Source organism: Aeromonas sp. 96A, from assembly GCF_051919165.1.
Lineage (GTDB): Bacteria > Pseudomonadota > Gammaproteobacteria > Enterobacterales > Aeromonadaceae > Aeromonas > Aeromonas veronii.
Window position 1 is genome coordinate 3824107 of record NZ_JBQBFE010000001.1, and the last position, 20076, is coordinate 3844182.

Sequence of the window (20076 nt, forward strand, 5' to 3'; positions counted from 1 at the left end):
GGCTGATATGCCCGGATGCCGGTGCATCTCGGGGGCTAATAGAGAATAAGGGCAACACAGGGCGACAGTGTAAAACCAATTTGGTTCAAAACAAATGAGAATGATTTCGTTTCTTGTTGATCTTTGTCGGGAGCCGGGTAATATGCGGCCTGTTTGATAACAGTTCTCAATAAGGATTCGCTGTGACCCATCATAACGCACTTTCTCTGGTTGCCCTCGCCGTGGCAGCCGGTCTCTCTTCCCAGGTCTTTGCTGCCACCCAGAAGGCGGATGAAGTCGTGGTCGTCAGCGGCTCACGGATGGAGCAAAAACTGGAAGATGTCTCCGGCCCCATCTCGGTGATCACCGCCAAGCAGATTGAAGAGCAGGTCGTCACCAATGTGGCCGACTTGTTCCGCTACGAGCCGGGAGTCAAGGCGCTGGGTGGGGAGGGGGATACCCAGACCTTTATCATCCGCGGCATGGGTGAAAACCGGGTCAAGGTGGTGCGCGACGGTGTGCGCCAGAACGATGCTTACAGCAAGGGCGGTGTTGGCCAGAGCTACTTCGATACCGACATGATCAAGCAGGTAGAAGTGGCAAAGGGGCCGGCGTCTGCCGCCTACGGCTCCGATGCGCTGGGTGGCGTGATTGCCATCACCACCAAGGATGCCAGCGACTTCCTCAAGGGCAAGGATAGTTATCTGGATGTGACCAGCGGTTACGCCTCCAGCAGCCACCAGAAGATGGCGGGCTTTACCGGCGCCTTGCGCACTGGTGAAGTGGAGAACCTGCTGCGCTACACCTGGCGCGATGGCGGTGTGACCCAGAATTTCGACTCCACCAAGAACGACTTCGATATCGGTACCCACGCCCTGCTGCTCAAGAGCAAGTGGAACCTCTCCGATGAGCAGTTCCTCAAGCTGACCGTTGACTACCTGACCGATGGCGAGGAACCGGATGCGGTCAAGCTCAACACGGGTGGTAGCCGGACGGCGCAGGTCTTCGAGCAGCCCATTATCGACAAGCAGACTGATAACCTCTCTGTGGTGCTGGATCACGGTATTGCGCTGAATCAAGGCTGGGCCGACCGGATGGATAGCAAGGTCTACTTTGCCCGCACCAAGCAGACGCTGGATCAGTACGCCTCATCCCAATATCTGGTTAACCCGCGTAACCGCCATGTGTTCAAAAATTCGCTGGATCACAACGTGTTCGATCAGAAGAACATCGGCGCCCAGCTGCAGTTCCACAAGGCGGTCGCCAACCACCGCCTGGCCTGGGGTGCTGAGTACGAGCACACCGACAACGAACGTACCCGTTACAAGGGGCCTACGACTCCCGGTGATTTTGTCGGCTACAACGAGCTGAGCTTCCCGGCGACCACTAGCGAGCGCAGCGCCCTGTGGGCCTTTGACGAGATCAAGTTTGGCGAGCGCTGGGTGCTGACCCCGGGGGCCCGTTATGACTACTACCGGATGACTCCGGACAACGACCCTGCTTACACAGGCGACAAGCTGCACAAGTTATCGGAAGGGGAGCTGTCACCCAAGCTGGGTCTGGTGTTTAAGGCCCACGAGGCGGCCAACCTGTTCGCCCAGTACAGCCACGGCTTCAAGGCCCCCATGTATGACAACGCCTTCTCCACCCTGAACCATCAGGCTTACAGGTATCGTGTCGAGCCCAACCCTAACCTCAACCCGGAGAGCAGCGACGGCATCGATCTCGGTGTACGTGGCAACAGCAATGGCTTCAGCTATGAAGTGGCCAGCTTCTACAACAAGTTTGACGATTTCATCAGCCGCGTTGTTGTTGGTAAGGAAGGAGACACCGATGTTCATCAATTTCAAAATTTGAGTAAGGTTACGACTAAAGGGATCGAGGCCAAGGCGGATTACTGGTTCAATGACATTGTCAATATTTGGGGGAACTTGGCATATATCGATGGTAAAAATGGTAACGGTAATTATATCAATGAATTAAGCCCATTGAGTGGCAGTGTCGGTGTCCGTCTGGAGCAGGAAAAATGGAACTTCAATACAGCACTGCGCTTTGCCGACGACATGGGCAAGGTCGGCAAGGATGCGAACGGCAAGGAGTATGAGAAGGCGGCTGGTTGGGGAGTGGTGGATATGTACGCCCAGTTCAACCCGATGACCGACCTGCAGCTCAACGTCGGGGTCTTCAACCTGTTTGACAAGGAGTACACCAGCTACGAGCGCATCGCAGGTCGTGCCGAGGGCTCCGATAACAGCATGATGACCGAACCGGGCCGCAACCTGAGTGCACGGGTCAAATACGTATTCTAAAGAGCAAACAACAGACGCAGATGATCAAAGGGGCTTCGGCCCCTTTTTTGTCGCCGCTATGTTGTGACGATGGAGCAGAGCAAATGTTTGCCTAAAAAAGAAACCCGCCATGGGCGGGTGGAAGGATTGCAACACTAACCAGGAGGAGGTGTTACCAAGTAGACCCCACCTCTTCGGTAATAGTTCAATTTTATTGAAGTTTTTTCGTTTTCTGCGCAGGGTTTCCATCGGGATCTGCGGGGGAGGATGGGTTATCATTCTGTTCCCGTCATCCGGTTGCAGAGGATCTATGCCCGCGTTCTCCTGGTTAGCGCTCTTTTTCGGCGCCTTCTATTTTGTCTACGGTGCTTACTTGCCGTTCTGGTCGCTCTGGCTGGAGGGGGTGGGCGTCAGCGCCGAGATGATTGGTCTCCTGCTGGGGGCGGGGATGGCGATCCGCTTTGCCGGCAACCTGATGGTGATGGGGCAGATCAAGGGGGCGGGCCATCTGCTGCCGGTTACCCGGTTGCTCTCCCTGCTCAGTCTGCTGGCGTTTCTCGGCTTCTATCTCAGTCATAACCTCTGGTGGCTGGTGGGCTTGACCCTGCTGGCGAACTTTATCTATCCGACCCTGATGCCGGTGGGGGAGGCGCTGGCGACCCGCATGGTGGTGCAGGCGCACCTCGATTACGGCAAGGTGCGGCTGTGCGGCTCCTTTGCCTTTATTGTCGCCTCGACCTTGGTGGGGGCGTTGGTGGGCAACTTCGGTAGTGACTGGATTTTGCACACCATGGTGGCGGGGCTGGTGCTGATGCTGCTGCTCAGCTGGCTGCCGCTTTATCCGGCGCCACAGGATAGTCAGGGCGAGCGGGCCAAGGCGTCCTTGCTGGCAACCCTGCGCAGCGCGTCGGTGCGCCGCTTCCTGTTGCTGACAGCGCTGCTGCAGGGGAGCCACGCCGCTTATTACGGTTTCAGCGCCATCTACTGGAAGGCACAAGGATATAGCGGCACCATCATCGGCTATCTCTGGGCGATCGGGGTGGTGGCCGAGATCTGCATGTTTGCCGCCGACAAGCGCTTCCTGCAACGCTTCGGGGCGCAGAGCCTCTTTATCGCCGGAGCCATCGGTTGCGTGGTGCGCTGGGTATTGCTGGGTGCCTCGACCGAGTTGTGGGTGCTGGTGCTGGGGCAGTTGCTCCACTCGGTCACCTTTGGCATGAGCCATCTGGGGGCGGTGCGTTTTATGACTCGCCAGCTGCCCGCCGAGCAGTTGATCCCGACCCAGGCGCTCTATGCTGCCCTTGGCCTCGGCATGACGGTAGCGGCCCTGATGGCTGTCTGTGGCGTGCTGTTCGAGCCTCTCGGTGGTGGCATCTTCTTCCTGATGGTGCTGGTGGTCTTGCCGGTCTTCTTCCTGCGGCTGCGCCCCTTTGCGCCCTCTGCGCAGGAGAGTGCTCCAGCCTGATATTTGTCTATTTGAATCATCACCTAACAAAAGGGAGAGCCACGGCTCTCCCTTTTTCGTTGCTGCGGTTTGCAGCGTTACTGCTGCTCGCCCAGATAGAGGCGGCTGAGGCGGCGCCAGGTATCCGAGCCGATGGTGCCGGCAAGCAGCTCATTGGATGCAGCATCAAAGCGGCCATCCGGCAGCCAGCCCAGTTGGGGCAGCAGTTGCGCCAGCGTCACGTCATTGTGTTGCAGCTCCCGCTCCAGCGCTTCCCAGAAGGCGCTCCCCTTGACGTAAAAGAGCGGGTAGTAGGAGCGATCGCCAGCCAGCACCTCGCGAGCTGCTCGATAGAGGCCGCTCTCGCTATGAGGTAGCAGTTTGCCCCGCTCGGCCAGCTCGTTGACCGCCGTGACCTGATGCAGCCGAAAGCGGCGCAGCGCCTTGATGGCGAAGTACTCGGCGCGGCTTTCGTTGACCCAGGTGGGCTGTGGAGCTGTGCGGCGAGCGCTGAGGATATGCACCGCCTCGTGGGCCGAGGTGCGCAGCAGGCGCAAGGGGGCCTGTGGCGTCGGTTTGCCAGCCTCGGTGGGGTAGTTGGCGACAAACACCTGATCTCCGGCGGCGCCGCCGAGGGAGCGGGTCGCCACATCCCGCCCCAGCCACACCAGTTGCCATGGATGAGCGGGTGGATCCACATCGAGCTGGAAGGCCAGATAGTCGATGATCTCATTCAGTTGCTGCTGCAAGGCCGGCAGATCGAGCTGATTGGCGGTCTCGTCATGGCTCAGCACCAGCCGCGGATCCGGCTTGGTGACGGGCACTGTGTCCAGACCAAACGGCAGGATCAGCGGCGGTTGGTTGACATCCGGCAGCGGTTGGCAGCTGCCATCCGGCAGACAAACCTTTCCTTGGCGACTCCCCATCTGGCGCACAAAGTTACCCCACTCGGTCAATAGCCACTGATTGGGAGCAAACAGAAGCGACTGTTGGACCGAGGCATCTGCACCCAGTGCCGGAGCCGGTGTGAGCGTGATCTGCCAGCCAACCTCTTTGCAGGAGAAAGGTTGGTTGAGGGCAACCGGCTGGTTGTCTGCAAGGCAGACTAGCGCGAGAGTCGGCTCGGCACTGCCCGGCAACTGACGGGCGGGGAGCAGGGTAAAAGGAGGCTCGCCCTGCATGGTGAGGCGCACTTGCAGCACGTTGGCGCTGACGCCCTGCTCGACAAGGTAGCGGGGGCCGCTCGCGTTATCGCTGGCGCAGGCCCACAGCGGCAGCAGCCACAGGGCAAACAGGGTGATATGACGACTCATAAGGGGGTTAGCGCTCCTGCTCGTAGCCCAGCAGATCGCCGGGCTGGCATTTGAGTTCACGGCAGATGGCCTCCAGAGTGGAGAAGCGCACCGCCTTGGCGTGGCCATTCTTGAGGATCGAGAGGTTGGCCTCGGTGATGTCGATGCGCTGGGCCAGCTCGCGGGCGGTCATTTTGCGCTCTGCCAGCAGGGCATCGAGGCGGATGATAATGGGCATACGTTCCTCACACCGTCAGTTGCTGTTCATCGGCCAGCAGTTTGGCCTCGCGCATGACCAGTGCCAGCGCCAGTACGATCAGTCCCGCCAGCAGTACCCGGAAATCTGAGGTACTCAGCGCTATTGTACCGAGTACTTCCGGGCCTCTCATGGTGAGCACCGTATCCAGCAAGGGGGTCAGGATCAATTCGACCAGGAAGGTTGCACAGAGCAGCACTCCGATCTGCCGGTAGCGGCGGATCTGCTCGAAGGTGAAGAGCAGACCGGCGCGGTAGCCGCGAAACAGCTGACGCAGTTGCCAGAGCATCATCATAAAGACCAGATCCGGCAACAGCTGTACCAGGGTGCCGAGCAGCCGGGTGGAGAAGTGAAGGGGATAGTCGGCAGGATTGATGCCGGGGCGGCTCAAGATGGTGTTGAGCTTCTCCTGCAGAAAATCGGCGCCACCGAAGGGGGTCCACACCTCCAGCAAGGTGATCAAAGGGGTTGCCAGCAGTGCCAGCAGTAGCAGCCATTCGATCAGCATGCTCGAGCGTTCGAGTTTGTTGGAGATCATCTCATTCCTCACTGTGATGGTTTTATCTGAAAGGTAAAGTTTATCGTTTATCAATATTTACACCGGCAATGTTTATTGTTTTGCGATATACAGTCAAGATAAAACTTATTGAAAAACGATAATTTCAATCTGTCCGAAGGGGATGACTTTTGGCTGCTGCCTCTCTAGACTGGCGAGGCTGTATACAAAAACTCAACATGGACAAGGAGTTATCGATGCACCAGGGATGGCTGCTGATCGGATTGTCGCTCACCTATCTGGGGCTGCTGTTTCTGATCGCCTTCGTGGCAGACAAGCACAAACGGCACCGTCTCAAGGGGCAACCGCTGCTCTACAGCCTGTCGCTGGCGGTCTACTGCACCTCCTGGACCTTCTTCGGCACCGTGGGGCAGGCGAGTGAATCCCCCTGGTCGCCGGTGCCCATCTACCTTGGCCCCATGCTGGTCTTTCTGTTTGGCTGGCGGCTGCTGGCCCGCCTTATTCTGGTGGCCAAGCGCGAGCACATCACCTCCATCGCAGACTTTATCGCCGCCCGTTACGGCAAATCCCAGCGGCTCGCCATGGTGATCGCCCTCATCGCCATCATGGGGATCCTCCCCTATCTGGTGTTGCAGCTTAAAGCCATCGTCACCGGGCTGGATCTGCTGATGGTCAACAGCGGCGGCATCAGCCCGACCAGCAATACCAGCGAGTTGGCGCTCGGGGTCACTCTGCTGCTGGCGCTGTTCAGCATCCTGTTCGGTACCCGCCATCTCGATGCCACCGAGCACCACAGGGGGATGGTGGTGGCCATCGCTTTCGAGTCGGTGGTCAAATTGCTGGCCTTTATCGCGGTGGGGGGCTTTGCCCTCTGGCTGATCCTGAGCAAACCGGGCGAGGCTCACGAACAGGTGACCCGTGACTTTTTTGCGCAGGTGGTGGCGGTGAGCCCCGGCAACCTGCTGGAGCTTGCCATCTATACGGTGCTGGCGATGTGCGCCGTCATCTGCCTGCCGCGCCAGTTTCATGTGACTGTGGTGGAGAACAATCAGGGGCAGGATCTGCACTGGGCACGCTGGATCTTCCCGCTCTACCTGTTCGTGATGGGGCTTTTTATCTGGCCGCTGGCGCTGGCGGGCAAGCAGTGGGTAGGTGCCGATATGGCCTCCGACACCTATGTGATCAGTCTGCCGATGGCCCTCGGTTTCGATGGCATGGCGATGCTGGCGTTTCTCGGCGGCACCTCGGCGGCCACCGGCATGGTGATCGTCTGCACCATAGCGCTGGCGATCATGGTGAGCAATGATCTGGTGCTGCCGGTGCTGCTGCGCCGCTTCTGGCGGCAGGGGCGCGACGAGCGGCTGGTGCGGCTGCTGCTGCAGGTGCGCCGTGGCGCCATCCTGCTGATCTTGCTGGCGGCCTGGGGGCTCTACCTCTGGCTCGGCGATCTCACCAGCCTTTCCCGCATCGGCTATCTCTCCTTTGGCGCGGTGGCCCAGTTTGCACCGGCCCTGCTGCTCGGTCTCTACTGGCGTCACGGCAATCGCAAGGGGGTCTATCTTGGGTTGAGCCTCGGGGTGAGCCTCTGGTTCGTGACCCTGCTGGTGGAGAGCGGGTTGCTGGCCGGTTCACCGCTGGCTGAACTGCTGGCGCCGCCGGACTGGCCTGCGTTTCGCGAGCTGAGTCTCGGGGCCTGGTGCATCTTCCTGAGTCTGCTATTCAACCTGCTCGGTTATGTGGCGGGCTCGCTGCTGTCGCGCCCTGCGGTGAGCGAGCGGCTGCAGGCGGCCAACTTTGTCGGCAAGCCGAGTCGCGATACCGCTGCCCTCTATCAGGCGCGGGTCTCGGTCAAGGAGCTGGAGATGCTGGCGGCCCGCTTTGTCGGCTCAAGCCGGGTCAAGCGTGCCTTTGGTCGCTTCGCCGGAGAGCGGGGCGGCACCCTTGCGCCACAGATGCAGGCTTCGGCCGAGCTTATCGCACACACCGAGCGGCTGCTGGCGGGGGTGTTTGGTACCTCCTCGGCACGGCTGGTGCTCGCCTCTGCCCTGCAGGGGCGCAACATGCAGCTCGAGGAGATCGCCACCATCGTCGATGAGGCCTCCGACGTGTTTCGCTTCAACCGAGGCTTGTTGCAGGGGGCGATCGAGCATATCGGGCAGGGGATCTCGGTGGTGGACAGGGAGCTTCGGCTGGTGGCCTGGAACCGCCGTTACATCGAGCTGTTCCACTATCCGCCGGGGCTTATTCAGGCAGGGCGTCCCATTGAAGAAATCATCCGCTACAACGCCCAGCAAGGGCTCTGTGGCCCCGGTGATATCGAGGATCACGTGGCGCGGCGGGTCGCCTTTATGAAGCGCGGCAGCGCCCATATCTCGGCGCGGGAGCGCCCGGATGGGCGGGTGATCGAGATGCAGGGCAACCCCATGCCAGCCGGCGGTTTTGTCATGACCTTTACCGATATCACGCCGTTTCGCGATGCGGAGCGGGTGCTGCGCGAAGCGAACGAACATCTGGAGGCACGGGTGGCCGAGCGTACCCGTGAGCTCTCCGAACTCAACCGCCAACTGCTGCTGGTGAACCAGCAGGTGGAGCGGGCCAATCAATCCAAGAGCCGTTTTCTGGCTGCGGTTAGCCACGATCTGACCCAACCCCTTAATGCCGCCAAGCTGTTTACCTCCTCACTGCTGGAGATGTTGCCCGATGCTGGCGAGCAGGCCCGCATCGCCCGCCATATCGATGATGCGCTGGGGGCGACCGAGGATCTCATCACCGATTTGCTCGATATCTCGCGGCTCGAAGCGGGCAAGTTCAAGGCCAAGAAGCTCGACTTTGCCCTGCGCGATCTGCTCGACAACCTCAAGGCGGAGTTTGGCGTGCTGGCGCAGGCGGGGGGGATCCACTTCTCGGTGGTGGAGAGCAAGCATGCGGTACACAGCGATGTGCGGCTACTGCGCCGGGTGCTGCAGAACTTCCTGACCAATGCGTTTCGCTACAACCCGGGCGGTAGGGTGCTACTTGGTTGCCGCCGGATGGGGGAGAAGATCCGCATCGAGGTATGGGACAACGGCCCCGGCATCCCGCAGGACAAGCAGGAGGCTATTTTTGACGAGTTCTCCCGCCTCGATCACTCCCGTACCGCCAAGGAGCAGGGGCTGGGTCTGGGGCTTGCCATCGCCCGCGGCATCTCGCAGGTGCTCGGTCATCAGCTCACATTGCAGAGCTGGCCGGGCAAGGGGTCGGTCTTTGCGGTGACCCTCAATCTGGCGACCCGGCCGGTCACGGCCCATCAGCTGGCTGCGCCGGTGGCGCGCGACAGCCAGCTGGAAGGTGTAGCCGTGCTCTGTATCGACAACGAGCGGGACATTCTGACCGCCATGAGCACCCTGCTCGGCCGCTGGGGCTGCGAGGTGCGCTGCGCCGTCGATCTGGCCGAAGCCGAGGCGCTGATAGCAGAGGGGTTTGTGCCACGGCTGGTGCTCTCCGATTACCACCTCGACGATGGCAAGACCGGGTTGGAGGCGCTCGCTGCCCTGCAGCGGGTGTGTGGCGATGAACTGGGAGGCATCATCATCAGTGCCGATCGCAAGAGCGAGCTGCAGGCGCAGATCCGCGAGCGGGGGTATGGCTACATCAGCAAACCGGTCAAACCGCTCAAACTGCGAGCCCTGATGAACAGCCTGCTGCTGCGCTAGCCGCATCCGGGGCAGCTAGCCGTGAACCGGCTCACAAAACCGTGCAATGATCCCGTGGACCCTGGTCATGGATGAATGCCGATAACAGAGATTTATTGGCGAAGATATCTTCATCTTCCTGCGCAATCGCCGCCAGTTACAGTATTGGCTTGCCACTGTCGGTGAACGCCGACAGTGGCAGACCGGATTGGCTCACTCTATAGTCGGGATGCGATTTTTTGCATCGCAAATGAAGTAACCGAAGGGCAAACCGATCGCAAGATCGGGACGCAAAGCTTCCGGTCCAGGGATGAGCCGTACTTGAGATAGCGGGGCCACCACAGGTTGTTGTGCACCTTTGCCAAGAGGCCGCACTGCCGTCTGCGTTACCTGTCAGGGCGTAGCCCTTTTCGTTGCCAACATAACGAAATAGGGAAATATAAAAATGCTAAGTCCAAAGCCTACCATGCTGGCCCTCGCGGTCGGTCTGTGCTGCGCCTCGTCCGCTTATGCTGCGGCGCCCGGCAAGCCCACCATCGGATGGGGCCCCACCAAGTTTTCCATCGTTGAAGTCGATCAGGCGGCCACTGCCTACAACAATCTGGTCAAGGTAAAGGATGCCGCTGATGTGGAGGTGAACTGGAACCTCTGGAGCGGCGATCTGGGCCAGAGTGCCAAGGTGCTGCTCAATGGTCAGGAGGTGTGGTCTGGCCCCTCGGCCGCAGCGGGCAGCGCCAAATTCAAGGTGAAGAAAGGGGGGCGCTACCAGATGCAGGTAGCGCTGTGCAACGCCGATGGCTGCACTCTCTCCGACAAGAAGGAGATAGTGGTCGCCGATACCGATGGCAGCCATCTGGCGCCGCTCAAGGCGCCGCTGCAGGAGAACAACAAGCCCTACGCCAACAAGTCCGGCAAGGTGGTGGGGACTTACTATGTGGAGTGGGGGGTCTATGGCCGCAAGTTTACGGTGGACAAGATCCCGGCCCAGAACCTGACCCATATCCTCTATGGTTTCACCCCCATCTGCGGCGGGGATGGCCTCAACGACAGCCTCAAGGAGATCGAAGGGAGCTTCCAGGCGCTGCAGCGGGCGTGTGCCGGCCGGGCCGACTTCAAGGTGGCGATGCACGATCCCTGGGCCGCCATCCAGATGCCGCAAGGCAGCCTCACTGCCCATGACGAGCCCTACAAGGGCAACTTTGGCGCCCTGATGGCGCTCAAGCAGGCCTATCCAAACCTCAAGATTCTCCCCTCGGTCGGCGGCTGGACCCTCTCCGATCCCTTCTATTTCCTCGGTGACAAAACCAAGCGCGATGTGTTTGTCGGCTCGGTGAAAGAGTTCCTGCAGACCTGGAAGTTCTTCGATGGTGTGGATATCGACTGGGAGTACCCGGGCGGACAGGGGGCCAACCCGAAACTGGGCAGCCCGAGTGATGGTGCCACTTATGTGGCCCTGATGAAGGAGCTGCGGGCCATGCTCGACGAGCTGGAGGCCGAGACTGGTCGCCAGTATGAGCTCACTTCCGCCATTGGCGCGGGGGGCGACAAGATCCAGGATGTGGACTACAAGGCGGCCCAGCCCTACATGGACCACATCTTCATGATGACCTACGACTACAACGGTGCCTGGAGCAACACCGAGCTGGGCCACCAGACCAACCTCTATGCGGCGAGCTGGGATCCCGATACCAAGTACACCACCGACAAGGCGGTCAATCAGCTACTGGCGCAGGGGGTTGAACCGGGCAAGCTGGTGGTCGGTGCCGCCATGTATGGCCGTGGCTGGACCGGGGTGAGCGGTTATCAGGGCAACAACCCCTTCACCGGCAAGGCGACTGGCAAGGTGAAAGGCACCTGGGAGGACGGGGTGGTGGATTACCGCGACATCGTCAACAACCGGATGGGGGCTGGCTGGGAGAAGGGCTACGACGAGGTGGCCGAGGCGCCCTATCTGTTCAAGGCGGCGACCGGCGATCTCATCACCTATGACAACGAGCGCTCGGTCAAGGCCAAGGGGCAGTATGTGCAGGCCAACAAGCTCGGTGGCCTCTTCTCATGGGAGATCGACGCCGACAACGGCGACATCCTCAATGCCATGCATGAAGGGCTGGGCCACGGCGAGGGGACGACTCCACCAGCCAACAAGCCGCCAGTGGCCAACGCGGGCAGCGATCTGAGTGTCACCGGCCCGACCGAGGTGACGCTGAACGGCTCCGCGTCCCATGACCCGGAAAATGGCGCCCTCACCTATAGCTGGAAGCAGGTCTCCGGCCCGCAGGCCGCTCTGCTTGATGCCACTCAGGCCAAGGCCCGGGTTGTACTCGATGCCGTGTCCGCCGACATCAATTTGGTGTTCGAGCTGACGGTGACCGATGACCAGCAGTTGAGTGCCAAGGATCAGGTGGTGGTGACCAACAAGGCGCCGCAGGCCAATCTGGCGCCGGTGGTGAGTCTACCTGCCACGGCCTCTGTGGAGGCGGGCAAGCAGGTGACCATCAAGGCGACCGCCTCTGATCCGAACGGTGATCCGTTGACTTATCAGTGGAGTGTGCCGGCAGGCATCACCGCAACGGGTCAGAACAGCGCCACTCTGGTGGTCACCGGCCCGAGCGTCACCAGCGACACCAGCTATGACCTGAGCGTCACCGTCTCCGACGGCGGGCTGGATGCCAGCGCGGCAACCCGTCTGACGGTCAAACCGGCCAGCAGCGGCGGTGGTTGCACGGCGACCGATCCGGATGCGGCCAACTGGCCAGTCTGGAAAGCGGCAAGCACCTATAACAGCGGTGACAAGGTGAGCCACAACCAGCTGGTGTGGCAGGCCAAGTACTGGACCCTGGGCAACGAACCTAGCCGCACCGCGGATCAGTGGCTGCTGGTGAGCAAGGTGCAACTGGGTTGGGATGCCAATGTGGCCTACAACGGTGGCGAGCTCACCACCCATAACGGCCGTCAGTGGAAGGCGCAGTACTGGACCAAGGGCAATGAGCCCGGCAAACACGACGTCTGGCAGGATGTGGGAGCCGCCAGCTGTAAATAAGCATTGAATGGTGGCGGGGCATGCCGGTCATGCCCCGTTTTTTCTCCCTGCTTCGCCACATTCTGGCGGGTCTGCCAACCGGTTTCCCCACCCAGCTTCTCTTTTGTGCCTGCAAAGCAGCCCTTCCGAACTAGTGATTAATGCTCTCCCCGATAGCTGGCATCGGTGCCGCACGTTGCTCTTTGTGGTGCCGCTTGTGTTGGTACATGTCGGCATCGGCTCTGGCAAACGCAGCGGCAAAGTCGCCGCGATAGGGGGCCATCCCCATGCTGCACGAGATAGTGGGGGAGGCGCTGGCCAGCATGGTGGTCAGCCTGATCATCGCCTGTTGCAGTTCGGTCGATGTCAGAGTGGTGAGCAGCACAAACTCATCCCCGCCGAAGCGGGCGGCAATCACTCCCTGACCAAAGTGCTGGCGTATCCCAGCAGCGATAAGGCGCAGGGCCTGATCACCGGCCAAATGGCCACTGCTGTCATTGAGCTGCTTGAGATTGTCCATGTCGATCAGCAGCAGGGTGCCTTCCGGCTGCCCCTGCAGAGCGAGTTCGAATTGCTGGCGATTGGCGAGCCCGGTCAGCTGGTCGGTATTGGCCAGCTGATAGATTCGGCGGGACTGCTGATAGATGGTGATGGCGTGGCGAATATCCCGCGCCAGGATCGCCATCAGGTGGCTGTCGTAGCGGGTAAAGGCATTACGTTTGCTGCTGTCCATATTGATCATGCCGTAGAGCTGACCATCGATATGGATCGGGGTCGCCAGCGTGGCCTGGATGGGCAGGTCGGTGCAGTTGACCAGCAGCTCTCTGTCCTGTTCGGATAGGGGCATGGTGGCATTTATCTTCGACAGGTCGTTGATCAGCAGTGTTTTGTTGCAGCGCCCCTGAGTCAGCTTGTACTGAAATGTGTGCTCCAGCGGCAGATTGATCCGCCGCAGTTTCACCAGATCCATGCCGATGGCGGCTTCATACCTCAACATGCCTGTGCCCGGCAGCAGCTTGATCAGGCAGCCCATCTCGGCTCCTGGGATCAACATCACTGCTCGTCTGAGCAGGTCCTCCAGAAAGGCCTCTTCGGTCTGGTATTGCGCCGAGTTGCGGGCCAGTTCGGCGGTGGTTTCGTTGATCTTGAGCGCCTCACTCAGATGCTGCCACTGGCGGTGCAGATGGTAGCGGTAGTGGCGATAGAGCCAGAAGGTGCAGATAAGGTAGCTCTGGACTAGCAAGGTGCTGGCAAGCGGCGCCCTTTGCCAGCCATTGAGGCTGTTGATAAGCCAGATCATCCCGGCCAGTGGCAAGGCATAAATCGTCAAACGAACAAATTTGTCGTATCTGGATAACCGGGTGCGTGAGGGCAATTCGCTGGGCATGAAGACACCTGCTGGCCATGCAAAGCGGCGATTATAAATTCATTAGTTGCGATACAGATGGGTCTTTTGTCGCATATTGTTCTTACTCATTGATTTTTCTCAATTTGGTGTGATGCAGATCAAAAAAATGGTGTGAGGTATCTGGTTGGTGGTGATGAGATTATGTCTGCATATCCGGCTGTTTTTTAAACATTAATTTCTTGAAAGTGGGTAATTGTCGGGGTTGGTAACCGGTGGGCTGGCAATGGTCCGATTCGCTTACTTATCAGAATTACCCTACAGTCAATCGGCGATTATTTATCGCCAGAAATAACGTTGTGACAAGGGCAAACCGATTGAAAAGTCGGGACGCAAAGCTTCCGGTCTAAGGGTCAAGACGACCTAGGATAGCGGGGCCACCACAGTAGAATGCAGGCTGCCTTTGCCAAGGGGTGGCCGTTTTTGTGTCACCTGTCGTGTTGCGTTGCCCTTTCGTTTTTCCAATAACGAAAAGGAAAGCAATATGCTAAGTCCAAAACCCGCACTGCTGGCCATGATGGTCGGCACCCTGCTCGCCTCCTCCGCCGCTTATGCGGCAGCTCCCGGCAAACCCGCTATCGGTTGGGGCCCCACCAAGTTTGCCATCGTCGAAATCAGCCAGTCCGCGACCGCTTATAACGAGCTGGTCAAGGTGAAGGATGGCGCCGATGTGACCGTCACCTGGAATCTCTGGAACGGCGATATTGGCCAGAGTGCCAAGGTGCTGCTGGATGGCAAGGAGGTGTGGTCCGGTCCCTCTTCCGCCGCGGGCACCGCCACCTTCAAGGTGCACAAGGGGGGCCGCTATCAGATGCAGGTCGCGCTATGCAACGGCGATGGCTGCACCCTGTCTGATGCCAAGGAGATCGTGGTCGCCGATACCGATGGCAGCCACCTTGCGCCGCTCAAGCCTGCCCTGCAGGAGAATAACAAACCCTATGTCAACAAGTCCGGCAAGGTGGTCGGTACCTACTATGTGGAGTGGGGGGTCTATGATCGCAACTTCACCGTGGACAAGCTGCCGGCCCAGAACCTGACCCATATCCTCTATGGCTTCACCCCGATCTGTGGCGGTGATGGCCTCAACGACAGCCTCAAAGAGATTGCCGGCAGCTTCCAGGCGCTGCAACGTGCCTGTGCCGGGCGCAAGGATTTCCAGGTCGCCATTCACGATCCTTGGGCTACGCTGCAAAAAGGGCAGGGGTCACTGGTCGCCTGGGATGAGCCCTACAAGGGCAACTTCGGCAATCTGATGGCTCTCAAGCAGGCTTATCCGGACCTGAAGATCCTCCCCTCCGTCGGTGGCTGGACCCTTTCCGACCCCTTCTTCTTCATGCATGACAAGGCCAAGCGTGACGTGTTCGTCGCCTCGGTCAAAGAGTTCCTGCAGACCTGGAAGTTCTTCGACGGTGTCGACATCGACTATGAGTTCCCGGGCGGCGACGGTGCCAACCCCAATCTGGGGGACAAGACCAAAGATGGGGAAACCTATGTGCTGATCATGAAGGATCTGCGCGCCATGCTCGACGAGCTGGAGGCCGAGACCGGTCGCACCTATCAGCTCACCTCCGCCATCGGGGCCGGTTACGACAAGATTGAGGATGTGGATTACAAGGCTGCCCAGCAGTACATGGACCACCTCTTCGTGATGAGCTACGACTACAACGGTGCCTGGAGCAATACCTCCCTGGGTCATCAGGCCAACCTCTATCAGGCCACCAACGGCTCGGCCAACAAGCGCTACAACACTGATGCAGCGGTACAGCAACTGCTGGCGCAAGGGGTCGACTCGGAAAAGCTGGTGATCGGTGCCGCCGCCTACGGTCGCGGCTGGAAAGGGGTGAGCGGATATCAGGGCAACGATCCCTTCACCGGCACCGCCACCGGCAAGATCAAGGGCTCCTGGGAAGATGGCGTGCTGGATTATCGCCACATCGTCAACAGCCATATGGGCGCAGGCTGGGAGTACAACTACGACGAGACTGCCGAAGCGGCCACCCTGTTCAAGCCCTCCACCGGCGAGCTGATCACCTATGACGACGAGCGCTCGGTCAAGGCGAAAGGCCAATACGTGCTGGCCAACAAGCTGGGCGGGCTCTTCTCCTGGGAGATCGATGCCGACAACGGTGACATCCTCAACGCCATGCATGAAGGTCTCGGCCACGGCGAAGGGGTCACTCCGCCAGCCAACAAGCCGCCGGTCGCCAACGCGGGCAGCGATGTGGCGGTGACCGGCCCGGCTACCCTGACGCTGGATGGCTCAGCCTCCCACGATCCGGAAAAAGGCTCTCTGACCTACAGCTGGAAGCAGGTTTCCGGTCCGCAAGCCGTGCTGGGTGATACCACGCAGGCCAAGGTGCGGGTCGATGTGAATGCCGTGAGCGCAGATACCGCGCTGGTGTTCGAGCTGACGGTGACCGATGACCATCAACTGACCGCCAAGGATCAGGTAGTGGTGACCAACAAGGCGCCGCAACCCAACCTGCCACCAGTGGTCACATTGCCTGCCAGCGTCAAGGTGGAAGCCGGCAAACAGGTGAGCATTACTGCCAAGGCATCCGACCCCAATGACGACGAGCTGATCTATCAATGGCAAGTGCCTGCCGGTATCACGGCGACCGGCCAGAACAGTGCCACCCTGGTGGTCACCGCCCCGGCGGTGGATACCGAAACCGGTTATGACCTTTCAGTGACCGTCTCCGATGGCGCACTCGACACCAACGCGGCCACCCGTCTCACCGTCACGCCAATCAACGAAGGTGGTGAGGGGGGCTCTTGCAGCACCACAGATCCGGAAGCGGCCAACGTCCCCGCATGGCAGGCCAGCAAGGTCTATAACGGCGGTGACAAGGTGAGCCACAACCAGCTGGTATGGCAGGCCAAGTACTGGACTCAGGGTAATGAGCCGAGCCGCGCCGCCGATCAGTGGGCGCTGGTGAGTCAGGTTGATCTGGGTTGGAACGCAGCCGTTGCCTACAACGGCGGGGATCTCACCAACCACAGCGGCCGTCAGTGGAAGGCCAAGTGGTGGACTCAAGGCAATGAGCCGGGCAAGCACGATGTCTGGCTGGATATCGGGGCAGCAAGCTGTAACTGAGGCCTCCTCACCGATGACGGGGCATGGCGACATGCCCCTCATTCCCGGTAGCAATATGAACGAGAACCCGACAATGACCACAAATGTGACCCGAATCGCTGCCCTCATCATGGCAACCCTGGCGGCTGGCCCCCTGTCTGCCGCCACCTCGCCCCTGATATTCAATGACACGACACCGCAAAGCGATCTGGCGGGTAGCTTGGCTGCCAGAGTGCAGTTTGCCCAGAGCCAGATCCTGCCTTCCCATCCCAAAGAGGGGGATCGCCAACCCATCCTGACCAGCCTGCGCAAGAGCCTGCTGCTGGTGAAACCGCTCCAGGCCGACGGGGTGACCCCCATAACGGTGGAGGCCCGTGACGGCAGCGGCAAGCTGCTGGGCACCCTGACCTTGTTGCCGCCATCGGCGCTGCCAGAGACTGTCTACCACCTCGCGGGGGTTCCCGAAGGGGGAGTGAGCTTCGTCCCGGAGAGCGGCACCACTGCCGTCATCAGCAGCAGTGCTGATTTGGCCAAACTGAGCGACAAGAGCGGCGCCTTCCTCAAGGAGCGGCTCACTGGTCGCGCGCTGGTGGAGATCCAGACCGCCGACGGCCGCTGGGTTCGGGATATCTACCTGCCCGTGAGCCCGGAGCTGGAGGGCAAGATGGTGCGGATCCGCTCCAGCGCCGGTTATAACTCGACGGCCTTCTATGGCGAGCGACAGGTGACCGTTTCCCGTGGCCAGACCCTGCAGTTCAAGTTTGCCAATGGGCAGTGGTTCCGCGAGGGGGAGCTGGAGAACAACCGCATCACCTATGCAGCGGATACCTGGAGCGGCGAGCTGCCTGCCGAGTGGATCCAGCCCGGACTGAACCTCTCCGTTCGTCAGGGCAATCTCAGTGGTGAACTGCGTGATATCAAAGTCGGCGCCCCCGGCGAGCTGCTGCTGCACACCATCGACATCGGCATGCTCACCACGCCACGGGATCGCTTTGCCTTTGCCAATGACAAGGAGGCCCATCGCGAATACTTCCAGACCATTCCGGCCAGCCGGTTGATCGTCAGTCAGTATGCACCGCTCTCCCTGCCTGAGGTGATGCTGCCCAATGGCACATTACTGACCGACTTTGACCCGAGCGAAGGGGGCTGGCATGGCGGCACCATGCGCCAGCGCATCGGCAAGGAGCTTATCTCCCACGGTATCGACAATGCCAACTACGGCATCAACAGCAGTGCCGGTGAAGGGGAAGGAAGCCATCCCTTTGTGGCGGCCCAGCTGACGGCGCACAACAGTCGCGGCAAGTATGCCAATGGAGTTCAGGTGCACGGAGGTTCCGGTGGCGGTGGCATCGTCACGCTGGATGATTCGCTGGGCAACGAGTTCAGCCACGAGGTGGGCCACAACTTCGGCCTTGGCCACTATGTGGATGGTTTCCGCGGCTCGGTTCATCGCAGTGCCGATCAGCTCAACTCCAGCTGGGGCTGGGACAGTGACAAACACCGTTTCATCCCCAACTTCTCACCGATCCGCACCAATGAGGATGCCTGTCTGGATGGCCAGTGCCAGCCACCGTTCGATGGCCGCAAGTTTGGCCACGATGCGATGGCAGGCGGCCGCCCTCTCTCCGGCGCCAACCGTTTCACCCTCTATACCCCCAATTCTGCCGCCATCATCCAGCGTTTTCTGGAGAGCAAGGCGGTGTTCGATGCCAACTCGGCCACCGGCTTTAGCAAGTGGAACAGTGCGACGGCCTGGATGGAGCCCTATCAGCACACAATCGAGGGGATCGAGAAGGTCGATGCCCCCATGGATGCCCTGAGCGAGGCAGGACTGAGTGCCCTGCTGGCGGATTACGGCTTGGTCAGGGTCGCCATGTGGGATGGTCGCTGGACCCGTGATATCCGGGTGCCGATTGCCTCTGCGGACAACCGTGGGCGCAGTCTGACCATCGATCACGGGGCCGGTTACAACAGCCACCTTTTTATCAACGGCAAGGATATCCTGGTGAGCAGGGGCTTCAAGAAGAGCTTCACCTCGGATGGCCAGAGCTGGGTGGATGTCTCCCCCATCGATACCAAGGTTGCGCGCAAGCCCGAGCAGTTCGGCGTGCCGGTGACCACCCTGGTGGGTTATTACGATCCGCAAGGAGCCCTGCGCAGCTACATCTATCCGGCTCTGCACGGCGCCTATGGTTTCACCTACCCGGATGACAGCAGCACCCTGTCCGTCAATGACTGCCAGTTGCAGGTGGAGACCCGCGATGGTCTACAGCGCTTCAGGCTGGCCAATCACAGAGCGGCCAGCAGCGTCATGAACAAGTTCCACATCAACCTGCCTACCGCCAGCGAGCCCGGTCGCGCCACTATCCAGTGCCGTGGCCAGACACTGGTACAGCAGAGCTTGTTGCCACCGCAGCAGACCCTCTCCTTTACCGTCAACGGGCGGCCGCTGGAGCAGGGCGTGGTGGAAAACCAGCCTCCGGTGGTGACCGTGCCGGCGCAGCTCGGCGGCATCGGCGGTGAGTGGCTGACCATCACTGCCGAGGCGAGCGATCCCGAGGGGGATGCGCTGAGCTACCGCTGGCACTTCCCGACGGGCTGGCAGGTAGAAGGCGAGAGCAGTGCCAGCCTGCGTCTGCTACCGCCGGCTGTCACCACCAGCGAGCAGCATGAGCTGAGTGTGAGCGTCTCGGATGGGGTACATCAGAGCGAAGGGCGCGTCGTGCTGACGCTGGAGCCCGTGGTCGACGGCTCTTGCAACACCACCGACCCGGAAGCGGCCAACGTTCCCGCATGGCAGGCCAGCAAGGTCTACAACGGTGGCGACAAGGTGAGCCACAACCAGCTGGTATGGCGTGCCAAGTACTGGACTCAGGGCAATGAACCGGGCCGCGTCGCCGATCAGTGGGCGCTGGCGAGTCAGGTTGAGCTGGGCTGGAGCGCGACCGTTGCCTACAACGGCGGTGAGCTGACCAACCACAACGGCCGTCAGTGGAAGGCCAAGTGGTGGACTCAAGGCAACGAGCCGGGCAAACACGATGTCTGGCTGGATGTCGGGGCGGCAAGCTGCCCCTAGGTTGAGTCCATGATGAAGATGGCGGAGCCTGTTCAGGCAGGCTCCGCCTTTTG

Annotated in this window: 10 protein-coding genes and 2 riboswitches; of the genes, 6 read left to right on the forward strand and 4 right to left on the reverse strand. The window is 60.4% G+C overall.

Going from position 1 to position 20076, the window contains the following annotated elements; all coding sequences use genetic code 11:
- The first annotated feature begins 182 nt into the window (after positions 1-182).
- On the forward strand, positions 183-2288 hold the full coding sequence (locus tag ACTG2W_RS17805; RefSeq protein ID WP_106842873.1) for a TonB-dependent hemoglobin/transferrin/lactoferrin family receptor: 2106 nt from the start codon (positions 183-185) through the stop codon (positions 2286-2288).
- A gap of 289 nt (positions 2289-2577) precedes the next feature.
- Positions 2578-3732 carry a 3-phenylpropionate MFS transporter gene (locus ACTG2W_RS17810; protein WP_106842871.1) on the forward strand — a complete coding sequence of 385 codons (1155 nt, stop codon included), beginning with the start codon at positions 2578-2580 and terminating at the stop codon, positions 3730-3732.
- A gap of 77 nt (positions 3733-3809) precedes the next feature.
- On the opposite strand, the gene ACTG2W_RS17815 is transcribed toward ACTG2W_RS17810, so the two are convergent.
- The 3 genes from ACTG2W_RS17815 to ACTG2W_RS17825 are packed head-to-tail and all read right to left on the reverse strand — an operon-like array spanning position 3810 to position 5797.
- Positions 3810-5024 (reverse strand): hypothetical protein, encoded by a 1215-nt coding sequence (locus ACTG2W_RS17815; RefSeq protein ID WP_106842870.1) that lies wholly within the window; start codon positions 5022-5024, stop codon positions 3810-3812.
- Between the two features lie 7 nt (positions 5025-5031).
- Entirely contained in the window at positions 5032-5241 is a 210-nt protein-coding gene (locus ACTG2W_RS17820; RefSeq protein WP_005335250.1) for a helix-turn-helix domain-containing protein, read from the reverse strand.
- Positions 5242-5248: 7 nt separating this feature from the next.
- Positions 5249-5797 (reverse strand): DUF2975 domain-containing protein, encoded by a 549-nt coding sequence (locus tag ACTG2W_RS17825; protein WP_043822127.1) that lies wholly within the window; start codon positions 5795-5797, stop codon positions 5249-5251.
- 215 nt (positions 5798-6012) lie between these two features.
- Between ACTG2W_RS17825 and ACTG2W_RS17830 the strand changes: the two genes are divergently transcribed.
- On the forward strand, positions 6013-9468 hold the full coding sequence (locus ACTG2W_RS17830) for a hybrid sensor histidine kinase/response regulator (protein WP_106842869.1): 3456 nt from the start codon (positions 6013-6015) through the stop codon (positions 9466-9468).
- A 234-nt stretch (positions 9469-9702) separates the two neighbouring features.
- Positions 9703-9790, forward strand: a riboswitch (cyclic di-GMP riboswitch).
- 102 nt (positions 9791-9892) lie between these two features.
- Positions 9893-12487, forward strand: coding sequence for a glycosyl hydrolase family 18 protein (locus ACTG2W_RS17835; RefSeq protein WP_106842868.1), 2595 nt, complete (start codon positions 9893-9895; stop codon positions 12485-12487).
- A gap of 130 nt (positions 12488-12617) precedes the next feature.
- On the opposite strand, the gene ACTG2W_RS17840 is transcribed toward ACTG2W_RS17835, so the two are convergent.
- Positions 12618-13853: a sensor domain-containing diguanylate cyclase gene (locus ACTG2W_RS17840; protein ID WP_106842867.1), complete on the reverse strand. Its 1236-nt coding sequence runs from the start codon at positions 13851-13853 to the stop codon at positions 12618-12620.
- Between the two features lie 315 nt (positions 13854-14168).
- Positions 14169-14256, forward strand: a riboswitch (cyclic di-GMP riboswitch).
- Between the two features lie 99 nt (positions 14257-14355).
- Between ACTG2W_RS17840 and ACTG2W_RS17845 the strand changes: the two genes are divergently transcribed.
- Together ACTG2W_RS17845 and ACTG2W_RS17850 are read left to right on the forward strand one after the other, a co-directional pair.
- Positions 14356-16968, forward strand: coding sequence for a glycosyl hydrolase family 18 protein (locus tag ACTG2W_RS17845; RefSeq protein ID WP_106842866.1), 2613 nt, complete (start codon positions 14356-14358; stop codon positions 16966-16968).
- Between the two features lie 73 nt (positions 16969-17041).
- Positions 17042-20023: a M66 family metalloprotease gene (locus ACTG2W_RS17850; protein WP_235656982.1), complete on the forward strand. Its 2982-nt coding sequence runs from the start codon at positions 17042-17044 to the stop codon at positions 20021-20023.
- The last annotated feature ends 53 nt before the right edge of the window (positions 20024-20076 follow it).